We start from the raw sequence: 26,365 nt of genomic DNA, 5'->3' as shown, positions 1-26,365 counted from the left end.
TCACTCGGTCACCACTCTCTCAACGTGTCATTTTCGCGATGCCTCAGACCCCAGGATTCCCCATGCCTCAGCCCAGTGGTGCGGCCGATGCCGCACTTCCCGCCGAACCGTTCGATCTGTCCGCCGCGCAGCGCGGCATCTGGTTCGCCCAGCAGGTCGTCGGTGCCACACCGATCTCTATCGCGCAGTATGTCGAATTCACCGGTGTCGTCGACATCGGCGCCCTGGCCCAGGCCGTGCGCCGGGCCGGGCGGGAGTTCGGGACCGGCAACGTGCGGCTGATCGAAACCGGTGGCGTGCCCACCCAAGTGGTCGATCAGACGTCGGATGTCCGCATCGAGTTGGTCGATCTGCGTGACGAACCGGATTCGGCGCGGGCCGCGCACGCCTGGATGCGGGCGGAGTACTCGGCGCCGCTCAACTTGTACGCGGATCGCTTGATGCGGGTGGCCTTGCTGCGATTGGGCGCGGAGTGCTGGTTCCTGTATTCCCGGATGCACCACCTGATCATCGACGGTGCGGGGGCGATGACGATGATGCAGCGGACCAGCGAGATCTACGACGCGCTCGTGGAAGGCCGTGACGTCCCGGCCGCTCGTGTTGCCGCGCTGCAGGAGATCGTGGCCGACGATACGGCCTACCGGAATTCGAGCCGGATGGAGACGGATCGCGAGTTCTGGGCTACCCATCTCGCGGCGCTGACCGAACCAGTGACCCTGGCCGGTCGTTCCGCCGCCGTGGATGCGCATCCGATTGTGATATCCAGCGAATTAGCCTCCACAACAGCGGAATTGCTCACCGAGATGGCGTCCGGTGAGTCGACCAGTATCGCCCCGATCGTGGTCGCCGCCTTCGCCGCCTATCTCGGTGCGATGACCGGCGCACCGGAAGTGACACTGGGATTGCCGGTTTCGGGACGCACCACGGCGACATTGCGACGCTCGGGCGGCATGGTCGCCAATGTGGTTCCGCTACGCCTGGGCCGGAATCCCGGAATGACCGTCGGTGAACTCGTGACAGCGACCCAGCGTGAACTGACCGGCGCGCTGCGGCGGCAGCGCTACCGGCAGGAGGACATCCTCCGCGATCTCGGCCATACGATGGATATCGCCGCCTCGTTCGGGCCGACGGTGAATCTGATGATGTTCGACAACCGGATCCACCTCGGCCCGGTGGTCGGCCGATTGCACGTGCTCACGTCGGGGCTGATCGACGACCTGTTCGTGAATGTCTATCCGGGTATCGGCGGCCGAAGCACACACCTGGACTTCCAGGCCAACCCGAATATTTACAGCGAGGCCGAGCTGGCCGCGCACCACCATCGCTTCCTGTCGTTTCTGCACAGTTTCCTGAGCGCCGGAGCCACGACCCCGCTGTCGCGGATACCGGTCACCTCCGCGACCGAACGCGAGACGCTGGTGCCGGTACGAGGCGCGGCATCCGTCGCACCGCACACACTGCCCGAAATCCTCTCCACGGCTGTCGCTGTGGCTCCCGATGCGACCGCGGTCGTCTCCGGCGGCCACACCATGACCTATGCCGAGCTGGACGCGTGGTCGAATCGTCTGGCTCGGGTCCTGGTGCGCCGGGGAATCTGTCGTGAACAGTTCGTGGTGCTGGGGTTGACCCGTTCGCTGGAGTCGGTGGTCGCGCTGTGGGCCGTAGCCAAGACCGGTGCGGCGCTGCTGCCGGTGGATCCGAACCATCCGGTCGACCGTATCGAGCACATGCTGTCGGACTCGCGCGCGCCGATCGGATTGACGGTGCACGAGATCGGTGAGCGTCTGCCCGACGGTGTCGACTGGCTGGTGCTCGATGATCTCGACACCGTTCGGCGCATGATGACCGTGGCCGACAGCGCAGTCACTGATGCCGAGCGGGGCGGGCCGATCACCGTAGACCAGCTCGCGTACCTGATCTATACCTCGGGGTCGACCGGCAAGCCCAAGGCGGTGCAGGTGAATCATCGTGGCTTGGCGAATTTCGTTGCCGAACACACCGAGATGATGCGGCTGGATCAGCAGTCGCGGGTGTTGCAGGTGGCGTCGCCCAGCTTCGACGCCTCGCTGTTGGAAGTCCTGTTCGCCTGCAGCTCCGGTGGCGCGCTGGTCGTCGCACCGCCGGAGGTCTACAGCGGCCCGGACCTGGAGGCGTTGTTGCGCGATCAGCGAGTCACTCATGCGCTGATCACCCCCTCGGTCCTGGCGACGATGCGCCCGGACGGTGTGCCGGAGCTGTGCACGCTGGCAGTCGGCGGCGAGGCGGTCGGAGCGGACTTGGTGGCGCAGTGGGCGCCGGGACGCCGGATGGTGAACCTGTACGGCCCCACCGAAACCACCATCGTCGCAACCGGCTCCGTGGACCTGGACCCGGGTGGGCCGATCACCCTCGGTAGCCCCGTACGAGGGTTCTCGTCGCTGGTCCTCGACAGCTGGCTGCGTCCGGTGCCGCCGGGCGTGACCGGTGAGCTCTACCTGGCGGGCCCGGCGCTCGCACGCGGGTATCTGCGGCAGTTCGGACTCACTGCCGCGCGGTTCGTCGCGAATCCGTACGGCCCACCCGGTGACCGGATGTATCGGACGGGTGATCTGGTGCGGTGGACCCGCGATGCCGGGCCGCGGCTGGAGTATCGAGGCCGTTTGGATTTCCAGGTGAAGATCCGCGGCCAGCGCATCGAGCTCGGCGAGATCGACGCGACCTTGTCCGGCGCACCCGGTGTGGAATTCGCCGTCACTGTCGGTGTGCGGACTCCGGCCGGCACATCCGCCCTCGCTGCCTACGTAGTGCCGGCCGCGGCGGGACCGGTGCCCGATGCCGGCGTGTTGCGTGCGTACCTGGCGGAGCGGCTGCCCGCGGTCATGGTGCCCTCGGCCTTCGTCCTCATGGACGCGATACCGTTGACTCCGGTCGGCAAGCTCGACCGCAAGGCCATGCCCGCGCCTGTCTTCGTCGACGACACGACCGAATACCGAGCGCCACGAACCCCGGTCGAGCAGCGGCTGACGGAATTGTTCGGGGAACTGCTGGGCCGGGATCGGGTCGGCATCGATGACTCCTTCTTCGGTCTGGGCGGCGACAGCATCATCGCGATCCAGCTCGTATCACGCGCTCGCGCGGCGGGGTTCGAGTTCTCCGTGGGCGAAGTCTTCGACCACAAGACCGTGGCCGCGTTGGCCGCTGTCGCGACGAGGGTGGCGGAGTCGCCGGGTGCTGTGGTCGAACCCTTCAGCCTGATCTCGGTGTCGCAGTCCGATATGGATCGCTGGCACGAGGACCATCCGTGGCTGGTGGACGTGTGGCCGTTGTCGCCGCTGCAGCACGGAATGTACTTCCACACCCAGTTCGATGCGGCGGATGTCGACCGCTACCTGATTCAGACGCGGGCGGCGCTGTCCGGTTCGGTCGATGCCGCTCGGTTGCGCGGTGCGGCTCAGGCCCTGGTGGATCGGCACGACAGCCTGCGGGTGGCGTTCGCCGACTCCGAGAAGGGTCCCGTCCAGATCGTGCTCGGCGCCGCTGAAGTCGATTGGCGCGAGGTGGATTTGACCGAGGTCGCCGACGCGCGGGCCCGGGATCTCGAATTGCGACGGGTGGCCGACGATGACGCGCACACTCGGTTCGACCTCACCCGCCCACCGCTGTTGCGGCTCACCTTGATCCGCACCACCACCGATACGTGGACGCTGCTGATCACCAGCCACCATCTGGTTCTCGACGGTTGGTCGATGCCGCTGCTGATACGCGAGCTGCTGACCGGATACGTCGCGGATTCGACGGATCTCGACACGGTGCCGGCCCCGGCGCACTCGTTCGGCGAATTCCTGTCCTGGCTCGCTGCCGAAGACAGCACCGGGATAGAGGTCTGGACCGAGTCGTTGCGTGGCGTGGATTCGGCCACATCGGCGCTACCGGCAGCGGGCGATCCGGCATCGTCCACGTCGGGCACAGTATCGGCGGAATTGCCGGGGGCGCTCGTCGCCGAGTTGGATGCGGTCGTCCGGTCAGCCGATGCGACCGTGAATACGGCGCTGCAATTGGCGTGGGGTTTGTTGCTGTCGACGATGACCGGGCGCACCGATGTGGTGTTCGGCTCGACCGTGTCCGGGCGGCCGCCGCAGCTGCCCGGGGTCGAAGAGATGATCGGCCTGTTCATCAACACGCTGCCGGTGCGGATCCGGCTCGATCCTGCCGAAACCGTTATCGACGCGCTCGCTCGGGTCCGTGCGGAGCAGGCACGGCTTGTCGACTATCACCATGTCGGGTTGGCGGACATCCATCGCGCAGTGGGTGTGCCGGAGTTGTTCGACACGATCACAGTCTACGAATCGGCTCCCATCGACCGGGACGGTCTGAATGGGGCGCTGGATCTGGCGGGTCTTCGGGTGCTCGATGTTTCCGATATCGATACTGCCCCGTATCCGTTGAGCTTGAAAGTTGTTCCCGAACCGGGCGCCGACGGCCGGGACAGGCTTCGGGTCGCGATCAATTTCCGGACCTCGCACCTCGATGCCGACCGCGCTCGCACACTACTGGACCGATTCGTGCGCGTGCTCACCGAAATCGTCACCTGTCCGAGTCGGCGGATCGCGCAACTGTCCGCCGTGACCGAACACGAGCTGCGCGCGCCGGTGCCGGCGCGCGGAGCGGATTCCGCCTCGCCGAGCACGCTGCCGGAGATTCTCTCCGCAGGCGCGGCGCGCAATCCCGACGCGACAGCGGTCGTCGATGGTGAGCACACCCTGACGTACCAGGAGTTGAAGGCGAAGTCCGACCTGATAGCCAGGCAGTTGATCGCGGCCGGAGTCGGTCCGGAAACCTTGGTCGCGCTGGTTTTCCCCCGGTCGGCCGATCTGATCATCGGGGTCTGGGCGGTCGCGACGGCCGGGGCTGCGTTCCTGCCGATCGATCCGGGACAGCCCGCGGACCGGATCGAGCTAATGCTCGCCGATTCGGGTGCAGGTTTCGGTCTCACCGATGTCGACCGCCGGTCCACGCTGCCCGGTCAGGTCCGTTGGCTCACCCTCGCCGACCCCCGTGACCCTGGCCCCCGCCATGCCGCCTTTCCCCGCCCGGACCTGGACAACGCGGCCTGGATGATCTACACCTCCGGATCGACCGGAGTCCCGAAGGGCGTCGTTATCTCTCATCGGGGGATAGCGGACCTGGTCGCATCCCAGCAGGACTCGTTCGATATGAACGAGGACGCCCGAGTGTTGCAGGTAGCTTCCCCGAGCTTCGATTCGTTTGTCTCCGAGCAGGTGCTGGCCTTCGCCGGCGGCGCCACCGCGGTGGTCGCGCCCGCGGACACCTACAGCGGCGAGGGGCTGGCCGAATTGATGCGCTCGCACCGGGTGACCCATGCGATCATCACACCGTCGGTAGTGGCCACGATGAAACCGCAGTGGCTCCCGGACCTTCGGTTTCTCGCCGTCGCCGGCGAGGCGGTCGGTGCGGATCTGGTGGCGCAGTGGGCGCCGGGCCGGCGCATGGTCAACCTCTACGGTCCCACCGAAACCACCATCTGGGCTACCGGCCCCGCCGAGCTCGTTGCCGGGCAGCCCGTTACGCTGGGCGACCCGATTCGCGGCATGGCGGCCATGGTGCTCGACGCCTGGCTGCGACCGGTGCCCGCCGGAACGACCGGTGAGCTCTTCCTGGCCGGGCCGGCGCTGGCACGTGGCTATGACAAGCGGTTCGGCCTCACCGCCACGCGGTTCGTGGCAAACCCCTACGGTGCACCCGGCGAGCGTATGTACCGGACAGGTGACGTGGTCCGCTGGACGGACGAACCGCGTCCTCGCCTGGAATATCTGGGCCGTACCGACTTCCAGGTGAAGATCCGCGGCCAGCGGATCGAACTCGGCGAGGTCGACGCCGCGCTGATCGACGCACCCGGAGTGGAATTCGCCGTCACCGTCGGTGTGCGCACTCCCGCAGGGGCACCGGCGCTGGCTGCCTACGTGGTGCCCGCACCGTCCGGGCCGGTCCCGGACGTCGGCGAATTGCGCGCCTACCTCGCGGAGCGGTTGCCCGCGGTCATGGTGCCCGCGGTCTTCGTCCTCATGGACGCGATGCCGCTGACTCCGGTCGGCAAGCTCGATCGCGAGGCCCTACCCGAACCGGTGTTCCTTGCCGAGACAACTGCGTACCGCGCCCCCGCTACCCATGTCGAAGCGGAACTCGCCCGCCTGTTCGCCGAACTACTGGGCTGCGACCGCGTCGGTGTCGACGATTCGTTCTTCGCGCTCGGCGGCGACAGCATTGTCGCCATTCAACTGGTCTCTCGTGCGCGCGCTGCGGGACTCGCCTTCACTGCGCGTGACGTTTTCGAACTCGAGACGGTGGCCGCGTTGGCCGCCGTCGCGAGCATCGCGGTCGTGAAGCCCGCGGACGAGGTGATCGAGCCGTTCAGCTCGGTCCCGGTCGCACCGCCGGAACTGCAGCGCTGGCGGGACAAATACCCGCGGTTGGTGGATGTGTGGCCGTTGTCGCCGTTGCAGCAGGGCATGTACTTCCACAGCCGGTTCGATCCCGCCGGCCACGATCGCTATCTGATCCAAACCCGCGCATCGCTCACCGGACCGGTCGATGCGAAACGGTTGCGCACTGCCGCGCAGCGTCTGGTGGACCGACACGACAGCCTTCGCGTGGCCTTCGTCGACGCCCTGGACGGGCCGCGTCAGGTCGTGGTCGATCGGGCCGAAATAGGTTGGCGGGAAGTGGATCTGTCCGAGACGGCCGACAGTGAGACCAGGCGCCGCGAGCTGGAGTTCGTCGCCGCCGACGAGGCTCGGACGCGATTCGATCCGGCGAATCCGCCCCTGTTGCGGCTCACTCTGGTTCGCACCACGGCCGAGGCTTGGACCTTGCTGATAACAAGCCATCACCTGGTTCTCGACGGTTGGTCGATGCCGGTGCTGATCCGTGAACTACTCACCGGGTACGTCGCGAGTACAGCGGATATCGATACGGCGCTGCCGAGGGCACACTCTTATGTGCGATTTCTGTCGTGGCTCGCCGCCGATGACGGCGCCGGAGTCGAGGCGTGGGCCGAGACGTTGCACGGCATCGACGCACCGACGCTGGCTCTCCCGACACCCATCGATCCAGCGTCGACCACCCTGGGCACCGAATCGCGGGACCTGCCCGCGGAGTTCGCCGCGCGGTTGGAGGCGGTCGTCCGGTCCGCCGGCGCGACGGTGAACAATGCCATCCAGCTGGTGTGGGCCTCGTTGCTGTCGACGATGACCGGGCGCACCGATGTGGTGTTCGGCTCGACCGTGTCCGGGCGGCCGCCGCAGCTGCCCGGGGTCGAAGAGATGATCGGCCTGTTCATCAACACGCTGCCGGTGCGGATCCGGCTCGATCCCGCCGAAACCGTTGTCGACGCGCTCGCGCGGGTCCGTGCGGAGCAGGCACGGTTGCTCGACTACCAGCATGTCGGGTTGGCCGACATCCATCGCGCGGTCGGTCTGCCGGAGTTGTTCGACACGATCACCGTGTACGAATCGGTCCCGATCGACCGGGACAACCTCAGTGCGGCCCTGGAACAGGCAGGACTGCAGGTGCGAGAAATCGTCGACACCGAATCGGCCCCGTACCCCCTGACTCTGAAGCTGACTCCTGGATCGGGTAGCGAGGGCGGTCTGCGGATCACCCTGAACTACCAGACCTCTCACGTCGACTCCGTCCGGGCTCGCGTGCTGCTGGATCGGTTCGTCGGGTTGCTCACCGACATCGTCACCCACCCCGATCAGCGACTGGCCCAATTGCCGGCCGTCACCGAGCGGGAACGCCGGGCTTTGGTGCCGGTGCGCGGTAGGGAGTCCGCGGAACTGCACACGCTGCCGGAGATTCTCGCGGCCGGCGCGGCACTGGACCCCACCGCGACCGCGATCATCTCGGGTCGGCAACGCATGACCTACGCCGAACTCGACGCGTGGTCGAATCGCTACGCACGGATGCTTGTGCGGCACGGTGTGGGCCGGGAAACGTTCGTGGTGTTGGCCTTGACCCGCTCGCTGGAATCGCTGGTGGCGCTGTGGGCGGTCGCCAAGACCGGTGCGGCGTTCCTACCGGTGGACCCGAATCATCCGATCGACCGTATCGAGCACGTACTGTCCGACTCGCGGGCCCAGATCGGAATTACGGTTACCGAGATCGGCGCTGACCTGCCTGGGAGCATCCCCTGGCTGATGCTCGACGATCTCGACACGATCCGCCACGCGATGACCGTCTCCGAGGCATCGCTCGGCGATATCGAGCGAGGCGGACCGATCGATGTGGGTCAGACCGCGTATCTGATCTACACATCGGGATCGACCGGCAAGCCCAAGGCCGTTCTGTTGAATCACCACGGCCTGTCGAACGTGGTCGCCGAGCAGGCCGCAACGATGAAACTCGACCGGCACTCGCGAGTGCTGCACGCGGCCTCGCCCAGCTTCGACGCCTCGGTGCTGGAGGCGCTCTTCGCCTTCGGTTCCGGCGGCACCCTGATCGTCGCGCCGCTGGACGTCTACAGCGGACCCGATCTCGAGGAGCTGCTTCGTGATCAGCGGGTCACCCACGCATTCATCACGCCGTCGGTGCTGGCCACCATTCGCCGGCACGGACTGCCGGAGTTGCGGACCCTCGCGGTCGGCGGTGAAGCGGTGAGCGCCGAGCTGGTGGCGCAGTGGGCGCCGGGGCGGCGGATGGTCAACCTGTACGGCCCCACCGAAACCACCATCCTCGCAACCAGATCCGCGGATCTGAGGCCCGATGCGCCGATCACCCTCGGCGCACCGGTCCAGGGTTTCTCGGCACTCGTGCTCGATACGTGGCTGCGACCGGTTCCGGCCGGCGTCACCGGTGAGCTCTACCTCGCCGGTCCGGCCCTGGCCCGTGGCTACTTCCGCCAGTTCGGAACGACCGCAACCCGATTTGTGGCGAACCCGTACGACACTGCGGGGGAGCGGATGTACCGGACCGGCGACCTGGTCCGGTGGACTGCGGAGCCCCGGCCTCGGCTGGAGTATCGAGGGCGTTCCGATTTCCAGGTGAAGATACGCGGCCAGCGCATCGAACTCGGCGAGATCGACGCTACCCTGGCCGGTGCTCCGGGAGTGGAATTCGCCGTCACCCTCGGTGTACGCACTCCGGCCGGCGCACCGGCGCTGGCCGCCTACGTGGTGCCCGCGTCGTCCGGCTCGGTCCCGGAGGCAGGCGAACTACATGCCTACCTGGCGGAGCGGTTGCCCGCGGCGATGGTGCCCGCCGCCATCGTCCTCGTGGACGCGATGCCGTTGACCCCGGTCGGCAAACTCGACCGCAAGGCCCTGCCGGAGCCGGTATTCCTCGACGACACCACCGAGTACCGGCCGCCGCGCACGCCCGCCGAGGCGGAACTCGCCCGGCTGTTCGCCGACCTGCTGGGTCGCGAGTGCGTCGGCGTCGACGACTCGTTCTTCGCGCTCGGCGGTGACAGCATCATCGCGATGCAACTCGTCGCACGGGCGCGGGCGGTCGGTATCGCGCTGACCCCGGCGCAGGTCTTCGAGCACCGCAGCGTCGCGGCCCTGGCGGCCGTGACCGGCGCAGCGGTGGGCACGACGGCGGCGTCCGCACTGGGCTTGGACGTGCTGCTGCCGATCCGGAGCGAAGGTCGAGAACCGGCGCTGTTCTGCATCCATCCCGCCTCCGGAATCGCCTGGCCTTACCTCGGGTTGGCCGAGGCGTTGCGACCGGGGCGGCCGATCTACGGCCTGCAGGCGCCCGAGCTGTCCGGGGAACCGGCGGCCCGGTCCATCGCCGAGTACGTCGAGCGTTATGTGCGTGAGATCCGTGGCGTGCAACCCGAGGGGCCGTACCACCTGGTGGGCTGGTCGTTCGGCGGGATCGTCGCCCATGCGATCGCGGCCCGGATGCAGGCCGACGGCGCGGAGGTGGGAGTGCTGGCACTGCTGGACGCGGACTCCTCGAACGGCGCGCATGCCCAGCACACCGAAGATCTCGGAGTCGGTGCGCTGCTCAACGAGTTCGGTGACCTGTTCGGGCTGTCGAACATCTCCGCCGAGGCCACCGCCGAGGAGGTGGCCACGCTGATCTGTGACCAGCTGGGCGGGAGCTCGCTGGTCACCGCGGATCTACTGGAGCGGCTGACTGCGTCCTACAACGCGGCCGGACGCATCCTGTCGGTCGACCGGAAGCCCGAATTCGCCGGCGACATCCTGTTCTTCCGCGCGACAGCCGGGCTGTCGCAGATCGCGCCTCCGGAGGGCTGGCAACCGTATGTCACCGGCGAGATCACCGTGTACGACATCGATGCCGAGCACAGCGAGCTGGCCACCCCGCGTGCACTGTCGCGGATAGCCCGCGCGCTCGACACCCATCTGAGTGACCGTCCCGACGTAGTCCGCGCCCTTGCCGGTACCGACGGCGCTGTGGCGGCGTGACCGAAGTGAAAGGCATATCCATGAGTTCCAGCGGCGGCGTGATCGTCGAGGCCATCGAGAAGACGTTCGGCACTCGGCCGGCCCTGCGCGGGATCGACTTCAGAGCGGCGCCCGGTGAAATCCTCGGCCTCCTCGGCCCCAACGGTGCGGGCAAGACCACCACCGTCAACATCTTGTCCACACTGCTCGCTCCCGATCGTGGCCGGGCGCTCGTGGCCGGACACGATGTCGTCCGCGATCCGGCTGCGGTGCGCAAGTCCATCATGCTCACCGGCCAGTTCGCTGCTCTCGACGATATGCTCTCGGGCTACGAGAATGTGGTGATGTTCGGCCGCCTGCAGGGGCTGAGCAAATCCGCGGCCAAGGCCCGCGCCGACGAACTACTCACCGTTTTCGACCTCACGGACGCGGCCACGCGACGGGTCGGCACGTACTCCGGCGGCATGCGACGGCGTGCCGATATCGCCTGCGGACTCGTCGTCCGACCAGAAGTGGTGTTCCTCGACGAACCCACCACCGGGCTGGATCCGCGCAGCCGGCAGGGGGTGTGGGAGCTGGTGAAGGGCCTTCGCGCCGACGGCATCACCACCCTGCTCACCACCCAATACCTGGAGGAAGCCGATGCGCTGTGCGACAGGATCGTGGTGATCGATAACGGCACGGTGATCGCCGAGGGCACTGCCGATGAACTGAAGGCCCGCACCGGAGGCAGCTACTGCGAGATCGTCCCGTTGCATTCGGCCGATGTGCCGCGGATGGTCAGTGTCCTGGACTCAGTCGCGTCCGACGGGTACACAGCGGATACCGGTCGGATCGTCATCGCGGCGCCCGACGGCGCGCGGACAGTCTTCGAGGTCCTGCGGCGGCTGGCCGCCGCAGGCATCGAACTGGCCGATATCGCCTTGCGACGGCCGTCGCTGGACGAGGTGTTTCTGTCCCTCACACAGCGTCCGGGGGTACACGACCGTGCACGTGCGGGTACGAGTGCCGATTCCTCGCCCCTGGGGACCGAGGAGGCCCGCAGGTGACCACCGCACTCGCATTCGGCACCGGCCGTGCCACGCCCACGCCCACGGCCCGGCAACAGTGGTGGGTGCTCAGCATCCGGTTGATCATGCCCGCGATCCGATCCGGCGAGGTGCTGACCTCCGTGCTCGCCCCGGTCGTCTTCACCGCGGGCTTCTACCTGCCGCTGCAGCGCATCATGGCCTTGGCCGGAACGGGTTTCAGCAGCTACGCGCAATTCATGATGCCGCTGGTCATCCTGCAGGCGATCGCCTTCACCGCCATCTCTGCCGCGCTGCGCTCGGCCACCGACGCGGTCTCCGGCCTCGACCGCCGATTCACTTCCATGCCGGTCGGCCCGCTGGTCCCGGTCGCGGCGCGGATGTCGGGCTCGCTCGTCCGGCTGTGTATCGCCCTCGTCACCGCGTTGATCTGCGGTCATGTCATCGGCTTTCGGTTCTGGGGGGATACCGCGCACACGGTCGGCTTCCTCGCCTTCGCGCTGACCACCGGCATCGTGCTCACCTTCTGTGCCGATGTGGTGGGTACCGCGATACGCAGTCCCGAGTCGATCACCCAGATCCTGGGACTACCACCGCTGATCCTCGGCATGCTCTCCACCGGGCTCGCTCCGGTAGGCCAATATCCGCACTGGATTCAGCCTTTCGTCCGCAACCAGCCCGTCTCCCAGTTCGCCGCTGTACTGCGGGCCTCGGCCGGCGATTCCGGAGGTGACGCAACCCCCGTCACCTCTGCTCTGGTGGGTCCGTCGCTGTGTTGGATCGCGGCCGCCCTCGTCATCTGCATTCCGCTGGCCTGGCGATTGAGCACTCGGAGAGACGCATGATCACCTCGGATTCGGCACCTGAAGTATCGGTGAGCCTGTTCGCCACCCGTCCGGCGGTCGACCTGGCGATAGGCCGACCCGCACTACCGTTGCGGCACATTGCGATTCAAACCGAGCGGCTGCTTCTGAGGTGGTTACGGCATCCGGTCGTCCTGCTGGAGACCTTGATCATTCCCTGCTTGCTGCTTTTCGTGCTCGACACCGTGATCGGCAATCAGGTCGGACGGTTTTCCGGGCGCAGCGCGCTGTACGGTTCGGTGCCGATGGTCGCGGTGGTCGGTGCGCTGTCCGGGGCCGCTGCCGGGGGAGCGATGCTGTGGCGGGAGCGGGAAGCCGGTCTGCTGGCCCGATTCTGGGTGCTACCGGTGTCCCGAGGCTCGGGGCTCGCCGCCCGAATCCTGGCCGAAGGGTGCCGGATTCTGGTGGGTACCTCGGTGATCGTCGCCTTCGGTCATCTGCTGGGCTTTCGATTCCACCAGGGCCTACCCGCCGCCATCGTCTTCGTTCTGATCCCGGTGTTGTTCGGGCTCGGTTTCGCCACTTTGGTGATGGTCATCGCGGTGCTCGCGCCGAAGGCCACCCTGGTGGAGAGCATGACGATTCTGACTTCGCTGCTGATGTTTTTCAGCACGGGGTTCGTCCCGGCCGCGGCCTATCCGGAGTGGATCCGGCCGGTCGTGCAGCATCAGCCGATATCGGTCACGGTGGAGGCCATGCGGGCTTTGTCCGAAGGCGGTCCGCTCGGTCGACCGTTGCTGCTGACTCTGGTTTGGTCGCTGGGCATGCTCGCCGTGTTCGCGGTCCCGGCCGCCCTGGGCTACCGACGCGCGAGTCGGCGGTAATCCGGCCGGCCGCTACCTGTCTTTTCCGAATTCAGGCTTTATCCACCCAGAAGAAACGAGGTAAGGAAATTGAGTACGAATCCGTTCGACGACGAAGACGGTGTTTTCCTGGTTCTGGTCAACGATGAGGGGCAACATTCTCTGTGGCCGTCCTTCGCCGATGTCCCGAGCGGCTGGTCGGCCGTTTTCGGCGAGAGTTCCCGCTCCGCGTGCCTCGAGTACGTGGAACAGAATTGGACGGACATGCGGCCGAAGAGTCTGTGGCAGGCGGACGCGGTGCCGTCGACCGGCGGCCGATAAAAGGAGTCTGGGCAGCGTGAACGACAACCAGAATGCCCGCGTCGACGAAAGCGCCGCGGATCGTGCCTTCGGAGAACGTCGATTTCCGGAGTCGGCCGGAACAGCGGGTAATGGCATGAGCGGACTCGACGACATCGAGATCTACCGCGATGGTGAGGGCAGGTACCGCTGGCGCCGCGTAGCGCCGAACGGCGGCATCGTGGCCGACGGCGGGCAAGGCTACCGAACTTACTGGGGCGCAAAGAAGGTCGCGCGAAGTACGAACGGAAAACTGCCGGTTTACGACATGCGGTGGGTTGCATGAAGATCGACGAGGTCAGGTACGCGTGGGTCATCTCCGATGACGGCGACGCAGCGACGGTGTTCAGCGCCACCGAGAACCCGGAGCAGATCGAATCGCCGAGTGATTTCGCGGACACCGCCGGCGTGGTCGGCGGACTGTTCGTGTGGGAAGTCACGGATATCTGATTGCCGCCATTTTCACTCGGGTCGTCCCCGGGTGGCGTCGGATCTGGATGATGCCGGTGAAAGGCGGAGGCGGACCTGCACGGTCTGCCGGTCGTTGCGCTCGGATCGGGAAGTGGACGTTCATCTCGGCCGGTGGAGACGCGGCGGGTGTCGAGACCGATGTCGTCGTGTCAGGAATCCCCGGGCCGATCCTCAGCATGTTCGGAAGAGTTCGCGGCCGTCACAAACAGGGCTGCTGTCCGGTCCTAGCTATGACTGAACGGTGCCACCTCATGGCGCCGGTCAACTCTCTTCAAAAGGAGAACAAAATGAAGCAGATCAACATTGCACGCTCCGACGCACCAGGGTATGACGAATTGGTTCCCTCGCGCTACGCGCTGAAGGTCGGCGACCTCGACGTGATGGTGATCAGCGACGGGGTGCTGCCCATATCCGCTGTCACGATGGCCACGAATGCCGCCCCGGACGATCTGTCGGCCTGGCTCAATGACATGTTCCTCCCACCGGAGACGCTCGACTGGCCACTGAATGTCGCGGTGGTGCGCAGCGGCGATCGGACCATCCTCATCGACTCCGGGCTGGGCACCGAGTTTCCGGGCTTCCCGCGGGCCGGGCAGCTGGCCATGCGACTGGATGCCGCTGGGATAGATCCTGCCTCCGTGACCGACGTGGTGCTCACCCATCTGCACATGGATCACATCGGCGGGCTGCTCGTCGACGGGCTGAGGGGCCGGCTGCGCTCAGATCTGCGGGTCCACCTGGCGGCCGCCGAGGCCGAGTTCTGGGAGGCGCCCGACTTCTCCCGGACCGCCATGCCGGCACCGGTGCCGGAGGTATTGCGAACAACTGCCTCGCGGTTCCTGGACATGTACCGCGGCCAGTTGCGGCCGTTCGAGACGGAGCACGAGGTGGCGCCAGGCGTGATGATCCGTCGCACCGGTGGTCACACCCCGGGCCACAGCATCGTCCGCCTGGAGTCCCGTGGCGACCGGCTGACGTTCGCCGGCGACGCGGTGTTCCAGCCCGGATTCGACAACCCCGAGTGGCACAACGGGTTCGAACACGATCCCGAGGAATCGGCCCGCGTCAGGATCCGTCTCTTGAAAGAGTTGGCGGCGAGTGGCGAGCAACTGGTGGCCACTCACCTGCCGTTCCCGTCCGTCTGCCACGTGGCGGTCGCCGGCAACGCCTTCCGTTTCGTACCGGCCGTCTGGGATTACTGACCGCACTTCGGGCACCGACGCCGCCGGCAACGAACGGAGAACTCGAGATGGCCACAACTGCCCGTGCGATGGAAGGGTTCGAAACCCTTATCGGCCGGTGGAAGACCTCCGGCATCGTCCTCGATGAGCACGGCCGGCACATGATGGATATCGAGGGCACCGACGAATACGAGTGGATGACCGGAGGCCAGTGGATCCTGCACCGCGTCGATGTGATGATGGGCGCCGAGCATACCCAGGCCCTCGAACTCATCGGCGACTACGACCCGGATGCCGGCACGTATGCGATGCGCGCCTTCGATGCCTCCGGGGTCTACAGCACCATGACCGCCCATCCGAACGACGACGGGTCGTGGCTCTTCGACGGAGAGAGAATGCGCAGCACTCTCCGGCCGTCTTCGAACGAACCATCCATGCACGCACTCTGGGAACGTGAAACCGGTGCAGGCATATGGATCCCGTGGATGCGGATGAATTTCTCCCTCATCGAGTGATCGGTCGACGACTCGTGGTGCCGACCGACCGGGCCGGCACCACGAGTCGTCACGGCTTGGTTCGGTCCACAGCGGCGCCGGCGCGGGAAAGCCGGTCGGCCTTGTCGAGCAGATAGCGCTGCTCGGGCAGGCTGGTGGTCAGCTGCGCGGCGCGCAGGTAGGCGTCGTGTGCGGCGGGGTTGTCGCCGGCCAGTTCCAGTAGGTGAGCGCGGACGGCGTGCAGGCGATGGTGCCTGGCCATCCGCGTGTCGGTGTCCAGATGGGTCAGCAGTTCCAGCGCCTCGCACGGACCGTCGGTCATCGCGACCGCGACAGCATGGTTGAGGGTCACCATGGGGTTCGGTGCGATTCGGCCGAGGATTCTGTAGAGGATACGGATCTGTTGCCAGTCGGTATCCGCGGCGCGCGATGCCTGGACGTGCAGCGCCGCGATCGCGGCCTGGAGTTGATACGGCCCGATCGGTGACCGCATCATGGCGTCGGTGACCAGGCCGACTCCTTCTTCGATCGCAGCGATGTCCCAGCGGGCGCGGTCCTGTTCGGCAAGCGGGACCAGGCCACCATCGGGGTCGGTGCGCGTGGCCCGCCGCGCGTCGGTCATCAGCATCAACGCGAGCAGGCCGGCCACCTCGCCGTCGTCCGGAAGCGACCGGTGGACCGCGCGGGTGAGCCGGATCGCCTCGGAGGTGAGGTCGTCGCGCCGCAAGTCGGGCCCGGAACTCGCGGTATATCCCTCGTTGAAGATCAGGTACAGCACGTGTAAGACGGCGCCGAGCCGTTCGGAGTATTCTTCGCCCGACGGCATCCCGAAGCGCGATCCCTCCGCCCGGATTCGCTGTTTGGCCCGGCTGATCCGCGGTCCCATGGTGGCCTCGGGGACAAGAAAAGCCCGCGCGACCTCGGCGGTCCGGAGGCCGCCCACCGCGCGCAGGGTGAGCGCGATGCGCGATGATTCGGTCAGCGCCGGATGACAGCACATGAACAGCAGGGCCAGCGTGTCGTCGCGGTCGCCGAAGGCCGGCTCGCCGGGAGGTGGAGTCCGCTCCGCGTCGGGGCCATCCTGTATTGCGGCGACTTCCTCGCGCCGGCGGCGGGACTGCTCGCTGCGGATGTGGTCTACGACGCGGCGGGAGGCGACGGTGACGAGCCAGGCTCGCGGGTCGTCGGGTGTCCCGTCGGTCGGCCATTGCCGTACGGCTGCCAGCAGCGCCTCTTGGACGGCGTCTTCGCAGGTGTCGAACGCGTCGTAGCGTCGCAGCAGCGCGCCGAGGACCTGTGGCGCCAGCTCGCGCAACCTGCTCCCCAGGTCCTCGGCGGCCATGGTCACATCTCCCAACCGGCGGGGAACATCAGCGGCCGTATCTCCGCCGCGCCGAATCGGATTGCCGGGTGCAGCGCGGCCAGTTCCACAGCACGTGCCAGGTTCTCGCAGTCCAGCACGAAATAGCTCCTCGCGTACGTCTGGGCCCCGAGGTACGGCCGCCCGTAAGTGACGGACAGCTCTCCGCCGAGGGGCCGGACCACCGTGTTCGTGGACGGATCGGCGAACACGTGCCCGCCGACCAATTCCCCGGCCCGGCTCACTGTGTCCGCGAACGCCACGTCGTGCGATACGCGCAACCAGGCGTCGGGCACTGCCGGATCCGTGGGGTCGATAAACACGTTCAGCATGAACTTCACGGCGTGGCCGAGTCCGCCCGATCGGTGGCGAACACCACCGGACGAACCTCGATACCGAGTCCTTCCACGTTCGCGTCCGGAATCATCGCCGCCACCTCCAGTGCGCGTTCCCGGCTCTCGCATTCGACCAGGTAGTAGCCTCCGAGATATTCCTTGGCCTCGAGATACGGGCCGTCCGTTACCGTGCGCGCACCATCCCTGACACCCACCACGACGCTTTCGGAGACATCGGCCAATGCCGCTGTGCCGAGCAGCTCACCGGACTCCCGGATCGTCTCCATGAATGCGCCGTGCCCGCTCATCACCTCGTTGCGCTCGTCGTCGGTGAGCGCGTCCCAGATCAGTGGGTTCGCATGCATGATCAGCATGAATTTCATCGTGTCTCCTCTGTGCCGGTGCGGTGCCCCGACGGCGCCGCTCACCGATGAGTCGGAGCCGCGACGCTGAAATTGACATGCTCGTTGCGGGAGATCGCCGCAAGATTGCCGAGCCCACTCCGACCATCCAGGGAGCGCCTCACACGAAGGCCGCAATACATCCCAACCGGAGGATCCAGATGAGCATTCCACGTATCGGTGTCGGCCTGCCGACATTCGGCCCGCACGCCGGCCCGGACGCCGTCACCCTGGTGGCCCGGGCAGCCGAGCAGTTCGGCTACCACGCCGTCTCCGTCAGTGAGCGGCTCCTGATGCCCGTCTCACCGGCCACGAACCTGAAAGACGGGCTGCCCGAGTCGCATGTGTGGGACCCGTTGGAGGTCCTGACCTGGGCGGCCGCGCACACGAGCCGGGTTCGTCTGATGTCGGGGGTCGTCAATTCCATCTTCCAGCCCCCGATCGTGCTCGCGCGTCGACTGGCTACTCTCGATCGTCTGTCCCGGGGCCGGCTCTGTGCCGGTATCGGACAGGGCGGCGGAGGCGCGGCCGATTCCTCCTGGATGATTCCCGAGGAGTTCGCCGCGGCGGGCATCCCGCTCACCCGCCGCGGCGCCGGGTTCGTCGAGCACGTCGCGGCGATGCGCGCCTGCTGGGGCCGGGACCCGGTGGAGTTCGAGGGCGCGAATTACCACATTCCCAGGTCGGCGGTCGGCCCGAAACCGTGGGGGGACACGATCCCGCTGTACTTCGGCGCGATGGTCCGGTCGACGATCGAGCGCGCGGCACGCTTGGCGGACGGATTCATCGCGGTAGCCCTGGACTGGGACGACACCGGTACCAAGATCGGCTGGTACCGGGACGCGGGCGGTACCGGAGCCGTCGTCCTCAACACGCTGCAGTTCTACCCCGGCGGTGCACCCGGGAGCCCGGCGATATTCGCCGACGCCGTCCTCGCAGACCTCGAGCGTGCCGCGTCCGCCGGCGCCGACGAGATGCACATCACTCTCAACCTGGCATCTGTTCATCCGGAGCGGCAGGTGGAACTGCTGGGGACTCTCGCCGCCACACTCGGCCTGACGCCGAGGACATCGTTGTCCTGATTCGATTCGATGAGATTCGCGGAAAGCACATCGAGGCGCCCCGGGCCATGCCCGCGGAGAGAGCGAGGGATGTGTGGCGGCTCAGGGCGGCCACCGGTTTGTCACAAGACGGCGCTCTCTCTTGTCCTAGTTGTCGAAGGTGTCCGGTCGAGTCGCGAGATAAGAGCGGGAGTACCGGGTTTCAGACGGCTTCTCGGAGTATGCGTCAAGCAGAGCGTGACTGGTCCCACCCGTCGCCGGACATGGACTGATCAGCGGATTCGAAAGGAAATCTCGTGAGCACACAACCTCCGAACCACACCGAGGGCACGAATTCGGAACTGCTCGCACCCCGGATAGCCCTGATCGGGAATGTGTCCGGCGCACCGCAGATCCCATCCCGCGCCGAGGCCATGACGATCCTTGTGACGCTTCCTCCTGGAAGTCCCGGATCGCCGCCACATCGTCACTCCGGGCCTGCGTACGGCTATGTGCTCAAAGGCGAGATCATCGTGGAGATCGAGGGCGAACCGGAACGGATCGTCAAGGCGGGGCAGACATTCTGGGAGCCGGGCGGGGATGTCATTCACTACCGGGACGCCAACAACCTCGACGATGCCGAATCCGTATTCCTGGTGACGATGTTCTGCGCACAGGGCCACCCCATGCTGGTCCCGGTCGATGCCGACGAACTCGCACGACGGCGACCCGGCAACGCCGGAGATCTTTCCGACTCCGGCGCTGCGAACGTCACGAAGTAGCTGCCCAGCTTGTCCTCATTGCAGGGGTATTGCGGTTTCACAGATTGCGCTCGATGGAAGGAATGAGCATGAAGATCGTCGTCATCGGCGGTACCGGGCTGATCGGCTCGAAACTCGTCACCCGGCTGGGTGAGCACGGCCATCAGGCGGTTCCGGCCGCACCCAACACGGGAGTGAACACGCTCACCGGGGAAGGAGTCAAAGAAGTCCTGCAGGACGCCGACGTCGTGATCGACGTGTCGAATTCGCCGTCGTTCGCGGACGACGATGTCATGAACTTCTTCCGGACCTCCACCACCAACCTGCTCGAGGCGGCGCGCGGGGCCGGGGTCGGGCACTATGTCGCACTGTCGGTCGTGGGTACCGAACGATTGCCGGAGTCGGGGTACTTCCGGGCGAAGGTGGCTCAGGAGGAACTGATCAAGGGATCGGGCCTGCCGTACTCGCTGGTACATGCCACCCAATTCTTCGAGTTCGCCGGTGGGATAGCCGATTCCGCGACCAGCGACGGCGTGGTCCGGTTATCGGGCGCGAACGTGCAACCGATGGCTGCCGACGATGTCGCGGCCGCCGTGGGTCGCACCGCCGCCGGCACGCCGGTCGGCGGCACCGTCGAGGTCGCAGGTCCGGAGGTATTCGGACTCGACCAGTGGATCCGCACAGTGCTGACCGCCCGCTCCGATCCGCGTGAGGTCCGCACCGACCCCCAGTCGCCGTACTTCGGGGCGGTACTGAAGCCCGGCAGCCTGCTGCCGGGGCGGGATGCGCGACTCGCGCAGACACGCCTGTCGGAGTGGCTGGCGCAGCAGTGATCCGGGCGCGCGGGCGGTACACAGCCGCTCGCGCGCACCGATCGTGATTCGAAGGGATTGAATTGATGCTCGTCTACCCCGACGAACGTCAGGTCGCGACATCGGTACTGGTGATCGGCACGGGTGGGGCGGGCCTGCGGGCCGCGATCGAGCTGGCCGAACGTGGTATCGATGTGCTGGTGGTCGGCAAACGGCCGAAGGCCGACGCGCACACCACACTCGCTGCCGGCGGTATCAACGCCGCGCTGTCGACGATGGACCTCGAGGACAGTTGGCAACAGCACGCCGCGGATACGATCACCGAAAGCTACCTGCTGGCCCGCCCGGATACCGTGCGGATCGTCACCGAGCATGCCGCACGCGGCATCGAGGATCTGGAGCGGTGGGGGATGCCGTTCGCTCGCGAGTCCGATGGCCGGATCTCGCAGCGCTTCTTCGGCGCCCACACCTACCGGCGCACCGCCTTCGCGGGTGATTACACGGGCCTCGAGATCCAGCGAACCCTGGTGAACCGCGCCGCGCAGCTCGGCATCCGGATCCTCGACACCTGTTACGTGACGCGGATTCTGGTGCACGACAACGTCGTCTTCGGCGCCTACGGCTTCGATCTCGACGACGGCGGGCGCTACGCGTTCCGGGCCGACGCGGTGATCCTCGCCGCGGGCGGACACACCCGGATCTGGCGTCGTACCTCGTCGCGACGGGACGAGAACACCGGCGATTCGGTGCGGCTGGCGGTGCTGGCCGGTGGGCGGATCCGGGATCCGGAGCTGGTCCAGTTCCATCCCTCCGGGCTGATCGAGCCGGAGAACGCCGCCGGAACGCTGGTTTCGGAGGCCGCTCGCGGGGAGGGCGGTGTTCTTCGCAACGCCCCGGGCGAGCGGTTCATGGAGCGTTATGACCCCGAGCGGATGGAATTGTCCACCCGTGATCGGGTCGCGCTCGCCGCCTACACCGAGATCAAAGAGGGCCGGGGCACGGAGAACGGTGGTGTGTGGCTGGATGTTTCGCACCTGCCGCGGGAGACGATCATGCGGCGGCTGCCGCGCGTCTACCAGACGATGCTGGAACTGCAGATGCTCGATATCACTCGGTCGCCGATCGAAATCGCGCCCACGGCGCATTATTCCATGGGTGGTGTCTGGGTTCGGGCGGATGACCACGGGACCGGCGTCGAGGGTTTGTATGCGGTAGGTGAGGCGTCCAGTGGTCTGCACGGTGCCAACCGGCTCGGCGGCAATTCGCTGATCGAGCTTTTCGTCTACGGCCGGATCGTGGGGGAGGCGGCCGCGCGGTACTCGGCCGGGCTGTCCGTGCAGCGGCGGTCGGAAGGCGCGCTCGCCGAGGCCCGCCGTGAGGTCGACGAACTACTGGCGGCGGACGGGCAGGAAAACGTCCGGGCACTGCAGCGCACCCTGCGCAACACGATGACCGAGCATGCCGGTGTGGTCCGCGATGATGCCGGGATTCGCGCGGGGTTGTCCGAGCTCGACGAGCTCGAGGCGCGGATGGCGGATACCGGGGTGCATCCCGACCCCGCCGGTTTCCAGGATCTGGCGCATGCCTTCGATCTGAAATCGTCGGCGATGGCCGCCCGTGCCACCTTGGACGCCGCCCTGGAGCGACGTGAGACACGAGGGTGTCACAACCGGTCCGACTATCCGGAGCTCGATCCGGAGCTGCAGGTCAACCTCGTGTGGTCGGGGCCCGGCCGGATCGAACGGGAAGCGATTCCCGACATTCCGGCCGATATAGCTCACCTGATGCGCGACGTTTCGACCATCGGAAAGTTGGTCGAGTGACCAATAGTATTCGCTCCGATCGGCTGCGTGTCCGGATGCGTGGCCGGTCGGTCGATGAACCGCATCGGGCGTCGACCGGACTCGAGTTGCTTTTCGACCTGAGCTTCGTGGTCGCGGTCGCCACCATCGTCTCGCAGCTCGGGCACGCCGTCGGGGCCGGTCATCCGCTCTCGGGTCTGCTGCCGTTCCTGCAGGTGTTCTTCGCGATCTGGTGGGCGTGGATGAACTTCACCTGGTTCGCGTCGTCGTACGACACCGACGATGTGCCCTATCGCCTGCTGACATGGGTGCAGATGGTCGGCGTGCTGATACTCGCGGCGGGTGTGCCCGCCGCGTTCGCTCACGGCGACTATCTCGCGATCACTATCGGCTATCTGGTGATGCGCAGCGGTCTCATGGCGCAATGGCTCCGGGCGGCGCGCGACGATCGGCCCGGCCGGCGGACCGCACTGCGGTACGCAACCGGTATCGCGGTGCTCGAAGCCCTGTGGTTGCTACGACTGCTGCTGGCCGAGCTCGATGTACTGGCCGCAGCGGTGGTGAATCTGGTTTTTCTTGCCTTCGCCGCCGCCGAGCTGGCGATACCGGTATGGGCCGAACGAGCGCGTGGCACCGCATGGCATCCACACCACATCGCCGAGCGCTACACCCTTTTCACGATCATCCTCCTCGGTGAGAGCGTTCTCGCGGTGTCCACCGGGGTCGCCGACGCCCTCGATCACGGCCTACGACCGACCCTGGTGGTCACTGCGTTGTCCGGACTGGCCCTGTTGTTCGCGCTCTGGTGGCTTTATGACCTCGAGCCGAGTGGGGCGGCATTGAGCGATCGGCGGACGCGGTCGTTCGTCTGGGGATACACCCACTACGCGATTTTCGCGGCGCTGGCCGCGCTCGGTGCGGGATTGGAAGTCGCAGTGCGTAACGGTGACGGCCATACCAGTACCTCTTCGCTGGTCACCGGCTATGCCGTGGCGATCCCCACCGCCGTGTTCCTGGTGCTGCTGTGGGCGGCTCATGCCGGAATGGTGGCGCATTCGCCGATCCGCACACGAGTGCTGTTCGGCACTTCCGCGGCGGTACTCGTCGCACCGGTCGCCACGGCAGCGATCCCGGCCGCGACCGTCGCGGTTGTCGCACTGCTCACCGTGACAGCTGTGGCGGTCACTCTCGCCGCGCCGCGTGATGCCTCCGCGCCACGAGTCGATCCCCGGCGGGGAGGTGGCCGAGAAACATGATCACCCGGTGAGCCGCTACGTTTCACCCATAGCACGGCACCTTTTGCACCCATAGCCCGGGCCCGCGCGCGGACCAGTTCTTCCCGATCTGAACAATAGACGCGACTGTCCTCTCTGGATTGTCGAGACCGATCCGGTTCTGATCGACCGAAGTGAAGGCAGGCGAGGGTGGCGTTTCGAGGGCGAATCGGGCTCGTCGGGCGAGGATCGGAATGCGGCGCCCTCGATCAGATGACCGAGGCCGTCCGCACCGGTGAGAGCCGTGTCCTCGTCGTGCACGGCGCGCCAGGAGCCGGCAAGACCGCGTTGCTCGAATACCTGGAGAATTCGGCGACAGGTATGCGGGTGATGCGGGCGGTCGGTGTCGAGTCCGAGATGGAGTTGGCGTTCGCCACCTTGCACCAGTTGTGTGTGCCGCTGCTGGATCGAGTGAAAGAACTGCCCGAACCGCAGCGCGACGCCCTCGAGACGGTATTCGGGATGCGAGCGGGCACCCCACCGGAACGCTTTCTGGTCGCACTGGCGGTGCTGAGTTTGTTGTCGGAGGCCTCGGAAAGCGGCCCCGTGCTGTGTGTGGTCGACGACGCGCAGTGGATGGACCAGGCCTCGGCACAAGTCCTCGGCTTCGTAGCCCGACGGTTGCTCGCCGAGTCCGTCGCGCTCGTTTTCGGCGCCCGGCAGCGGATTCGGGATCTGCTCGGGCTACCCGAGTTGGAAGTCAGCGGGCTCGGCAAGGCCGACGCCCACGCCCTACTCGAGGCGGCGACCCACGCCCGGCTCGATCACCACATCCGAGATCGGATCGTCGCTGAAGCCGCGGGCAACCCGCTGGCTCTGCTGGAGCTGCCCCGCGAGCGCACCATTACCCAACTTGCCGGCGGGTTCGGCCTGCCGCGGACCGATACGCTGCCCAATCGGATCGAGCAGAGCTTCCTGTCGAGAATCGAGAAACTGGCGGAGCAGAGTCGGTTGTTGCTGCTGATCGCCGCCGCAGAGCCGGTCGGCGACCCCGCCCTGGTCTGGCGTGCGGCGGAGCGACTGGGCCTCACGTCGGCGACAGCCCTCGACGACGAGACCGCCGGACTCTTGTCGTTCGACATACGCGTGACCTTCCGCCACCCGCTCGTACGCTCGGCGGTGTATCGAGCCGCCGGGGACGAGGACCGCCGCACGGTACATCTGGCGTTGGCGGAGGTCACCGATCCCCAGATCGACCCGGATCGCCGTGCTTGGCACCTCGCTGCCGCGGCCGGCGAACCGGATGAAACCGTCGCGGCGGAACTCGAGCTGTCCGCCGGCCGGGCACGGGCGCGCGGCGGGCTGGCCTCCGCTGCTGCCTTCCTGCAGCGTTCCGTGGCACTGACCTCGAGCACCGAGCGGCGCGCCGAACGCGCGGTGGCCGCCGCGGACGCGAGTGTCCGGGCGGGCGATCTGGATGCCGCGCGCAGGCTCATAGATATCGCCGAACTCGATGAGCCGAGCGAATGGCTCCGCGCACGCGCCCAGCTGGTGCGGGGTCGTATCGCGCACGCGGCGGGCTTCAATCAGGAATCCCCGCCGATGCTGTTGGCTGCGGCGCGGCGATTGGAGCCGTTCGACCCCGACCTCGCACGGGAGACCTACCTACTCGCCTGGGGTGCGGCGGCGTGGGGTGCCGCCGATTCCGAGAGTCTCGTGGCGATCTCCGGGGCGATCCGGGAACTCCCACCCCGGCCGGGCAGCCCACGGCCGATCGACCTGGTGCTGGAGGGCTGCGCGCTGCTCGTCACCGAGGGGCGGAGCACCGCGATCACCGCGTTGCGGCGCGCAATGACCGCACTCGTGGACCTGCCCGTGCCGGACCTCCTGGGATGGGGCTGGGCGGCGTGCGGCCTCAGCCCGGCCGTCTGGGACGAGCAGGTCATGCTCGAAACGTATGCCCGAGCAGCTGAGGTCGTGCGCACCGCCGGCATCCTGACCGAACTCCCCATCTATCTCGCCTCGTTGGGAGCAGCGACCTCCTTGATCGGGGACTTCGCCACCGCGGCCGGGATCGTCGCCGAATCCGAAGGTATCGCCGCCGCCACCGGCATCCCCCTCGCTCCCTACACAACTCTCATACTGACGGCGATGCAGGGCGACGAGACCGAAGCGTCGGCGCTGATCGCCGCCACGATCGAACAAAGTGCAGCGGACGGCCAGTTGACCGGCGTCACGACAGCGCAATGGTCGGCAGCGGTCCTCTACAACGGCCTCGCCCGCTACCAGGACGCCCTCTCGGCAGCCCAGGCCAGCACCAGGATCACCCAGCTGGTCGTCTCGGTGTGGGTGCTGCCCGAGCTCATCGAGGCAGCGGTGCGGGTCGGTGACGACAAGGCCGCCCGCAGCGCGCTCGAACGGCTGGCCGACGCGGCCGAGACCGGCGACACCGACTGGTCACACGGGATCCTGGCACGCTGCCGGGCACTGCTCGCCGACGAGACCGCCGCGGACGACCTCTACCGCGAGTCGATCGAGCGGTTGGGCCGGACATTGCTACGCCCCGAACTGGCGCGCGCTCATCTGCTGTACGGCGAATGGTTGCGCCGGCAGTCTCGGCGCATCGACGCCCGGCATCATTTGCGCACCGCCTACGACATGTTCATCTCGATCGGCATGGCGGCATTCGCCGAACGCGCCCGCCGGGAGCTACTGGCCAGTGGTGAGAAGGTCCGAAAACGCAGCGTCGAAACCTCGAGCGACGAGCTGACACCGCAGGAAAGGCAGATCGCGACCCTCGTCGGCGAAGGCCTCTCCAACCCTGAGGTGGGTGCCCGGCTGTTCCTCAGCCCGCGGACGGTCGAGTGGCATCTGCGCAAAATCTTCACGAAGCTGTCGATCACCTCCCGCCGACAGCTCGGGGATGCCCTGCTCCAGGCCGAATGACAGCGGGGCGGCGGCTCGCGCCCCGTCGGCCGTAGCCGATCCCTGGTCTGCTTGGGCCGGGGATGCTCCCTGGGCGCCCGGCCCGGGGGTGTGCGGGCCCGGT

18 protein-coding genes are annotated in these 26,365 nt (G+C 67.0%); 15 read left to right on the top strand and 3 right to left on the bottom strand.

The features are described from left to right. Positions 1-62: 62 nt before the first annotated feature. The 9 genes from ACIA75_RS24875 (at position 63) to ACIA75_RS24835 (ending at position 15,612) form a co-directional block, all read left to right on the top strand. Positions 63-10,433, top strand: coding sequence for an amino acid adenylation domain-containing protein (locus tag ACIA75_RS24875; protein ID WP_397107913.1), 10,371 nt, complete (start codon positions 63-65; stop codon positions 10,431-10,433). 20 nt (positions 10,434-10,453) lie between these two features. Beyond that, complete coding sequence (locus ACIA75_RS24870) at positions 10,454-11,461, top strand: ATP-binding cassette domain-containing protein (protein ID WP_397107911.1); 1,008 nt, start codon at positions 10,454-10,456, stop codon at positions 11,459-11,461. Next, on the top strand, positions 11,458-12,285 hold the full coding sequence (locus ACIA75_RS24865; protein WP_397107908.1) for an ABC transporter permease: 828 nt from the start codon (positions 11,458-11,460) through the stop codon (positions 12,283-12,285). The genes ACIA75_RS24870 and ACIA75_RS24865 overlap by 4 nt, the downstream gene beginning before the upstream one ends. Further along, the gene (locus tag ACIA75_RS24860) at positions 12,282-13,127 is read left to right on the top strand and encodes an ABC transporter permease (protein WP_397107906.1); all 846 of its coding nucleotides are present in this window, start codon (positions 12,282-12,284) and stop codon (positions 13,125-13,127) included. Before ACIA75_RS24865 ends, ACIA75_RS24860 begins: the two co-directional genes overlap by 4 nt. Before the next feature lie 69 nt (positions 13,128-13,196). After that, positions 13,197-13,427: an MbtH family protein gene (locus ACIA75_RS24855; protein ID WP_397107903.1), complete on the top strand. Its 231-nt coding sequence runs from the start codon at positions 13,197-13,199 to the stop codon at positions 13,425-13,427. 16 nt (positions 13,428-13,443) lie between these two features. Next, complete coding sequence (locus ACIA75_RS24850; RefSeq protein ID WP_397107901.1) at positions 13,444-13,731, top strand: hypothetical protein; 288 nt, start codon at positions 13,444-13,446, stop codon at positions 13,729-13,731. Continuing rightward, positions 13,728-13,895 carry a hypothetical protein gene (locus ACIA75_RS24845; protein WP_397107898.1) on the top strand — a complete coding sequence of 56 codons (168 nt, stop codon included), beginning with the start codon at positions 13,728-13,730 and terminating at the stop codon, positions 13,893-13,895. The genes ACIA75_RS24850 and ACIA75_RS24845 overlap by 4 nt, the downstream gene beginning before the upstream one ends. 308 nt (positions 13,896-14,203) lie before the next feature. Continuing rightward, entirely contained in the window at positions 14,204-15,118 is a 915-nt protein-coding gene (locus tag ACIA75_RS24840; RefSeq protein ID WP_397107896.1) for an MBL fold metallo-hydrolase, read from the top strand. Between the two features lie 47 nt (positions 15,119-15,165). Beyond that, positions 15,166-15,612, top strand: coding sequence for a hypothetical protein (locus ACIA75_RS24835; RefSeq protein WP_397107894.1), 447 nt, complete (start codon positions 15,166-15,168; stop codon positions 15,610-15,612). Between the two features lie 49 nt (positions 15,613-15,661). Here the strand turns inward: ACIA75_RS24835 and ACIA75_RS24830 are convergent, their stop codons facing one another. From ACIA75_RS24830 to ACIA75_RS24820, 3 genes are read right to left on the bottom strand one after another with little or no spacing between them, the layout of a single operon-like run. Beyond that, on the bottom strand, positions 15,662-16,933 hold the full coding sequence (locus ACIA75_RS24830) for an RNA polymerase sigma factor (RefSeq protein WP_397107891.1): 1,272 nt from the start codon (positions 16,931-16,933) through the stop codon (positions 15,662-15,664). Between the two features lie 2 nt (positions 16,934-16,935). Beyond that, positions 16,936-17,283, bottom strand: a complete 348-nt coding sequence (locus tag ACIA75_RS24825) for a YciI family protein (protein ID WP_397107889.1) — start codon at positions 17,281-17,283, stop codon at positions 16,936-16,938. A 5-nt stretch (positions 17,284-17,288) separates the two neighbouring features. Next, positions 17,289-17,669 (bottom strand): YciI family protein, encoded by a 381-nt coding sequence (locus ACIA75_RS24820; protein ID WP_397107887.1) that lies wholly within the window; start codon positions 17,667-17,669, stop codon positions 17,289-17,291. A 179-nt stretch (positions 17,670-17,848) separates the two neighbouring features. Between ACIA75_RS24820 and ACIA75_RS24815 the strand changes: the two genes are divergently transcribed. The 6 genes from ACIA75_RS24815 to ACIA75_RS24790 all read left to right on the top strand — a co-directional run bounded on the left by ACIA75_RS24815 (position 17,849) and on the right by ACIA75_RS24790 (position 26,262). Then, entirely contained in the window at positions 17,849-18,769 is a 921-nt protein-coding gene (locus tag ACIA75_RS24815) for an LLM class flavin-dependent oxidoreductase (protein WP_397107885.1), read from the top strand. 335 nt (positions 18,770-19,104) lie between these two features. Beyond that, positions 19,105-19,509, top strand: coding sequence for a cupin domain-containing protein (locus ACIA75_RS24810; protein WP_397108036.1), 405 nt, complete (start codon positions 19,105-19,107; stop codon positions 19,507-19,509). Between the two features lie 68 nt (positions 19,510-19,577). After that, the gene (locus ACIA75_RS24805; RefSeq protein WP_397107882.1) at positions 19,578-20,321 is read left to right on the top strand and encodes an SDR family oxidoreductase; all 744 of its coding nucleotides are present in this window, start codon (positions 19,578-19,580) and stop codon (positions 20,319-20,321) included. A 65-nt stretch (positions 20,322-20,386) separates the two neighbouring features. Continuing rightward, positions 20,387-22,123: an L-aspartate oxidase gene (locus ACIA75_RS24800; protein ID WP_397107880.1), complete on the top strand. Its 1,737-nt coding sequence runs from the start codon at positions 20,387-20,389 to the stop codon at positions 22,121-22,123. Further along, positions 22,120-23,358 carry a low temperature requirement protein A gene (locus ACIA75_RS24795; RefSeq protein WP_397107878.1) on the top strand — a complete coding sequence of 413 codons (1,239 nt, stop codon included), beginning with the start codon at positions 22,120-22,122 and terminating at the stop codon, positions 23,356-23,358. Before ACIA75_RS24800 ends, ACIA75_RS24795 begins: the two co-directional genes overlap by 4 nt. Positions 23,359-23,526: 168 nt before the next feature. After that, positions 23,527-26,262: an AAA family ATPase gene (locus ACIA75_RS24790; RefSeq protein ID WP_397107876.1), complete on the top strand. Its 2,736-nt coding sequence runs from the start codon at positions 23,527-23,529 to the stop codon at positions 26,260-26,262. The last annotated feature ends 103 nt before the right edge of the window (positions 26,263-26,365 follow it).

This window comes from Nocardia sp. NPDC051750 (assembly GCF_044453135.1).
GTDB lineage: Bacteria > Actinomycetota > Actinomycetes > Mycobacteriales > Mycobacteriaceae > Nocardia.
Note: the sequence above shows the minus strand (reverse complement) of the source record. Positions and strands in the feature narration are given on the sequence as shown.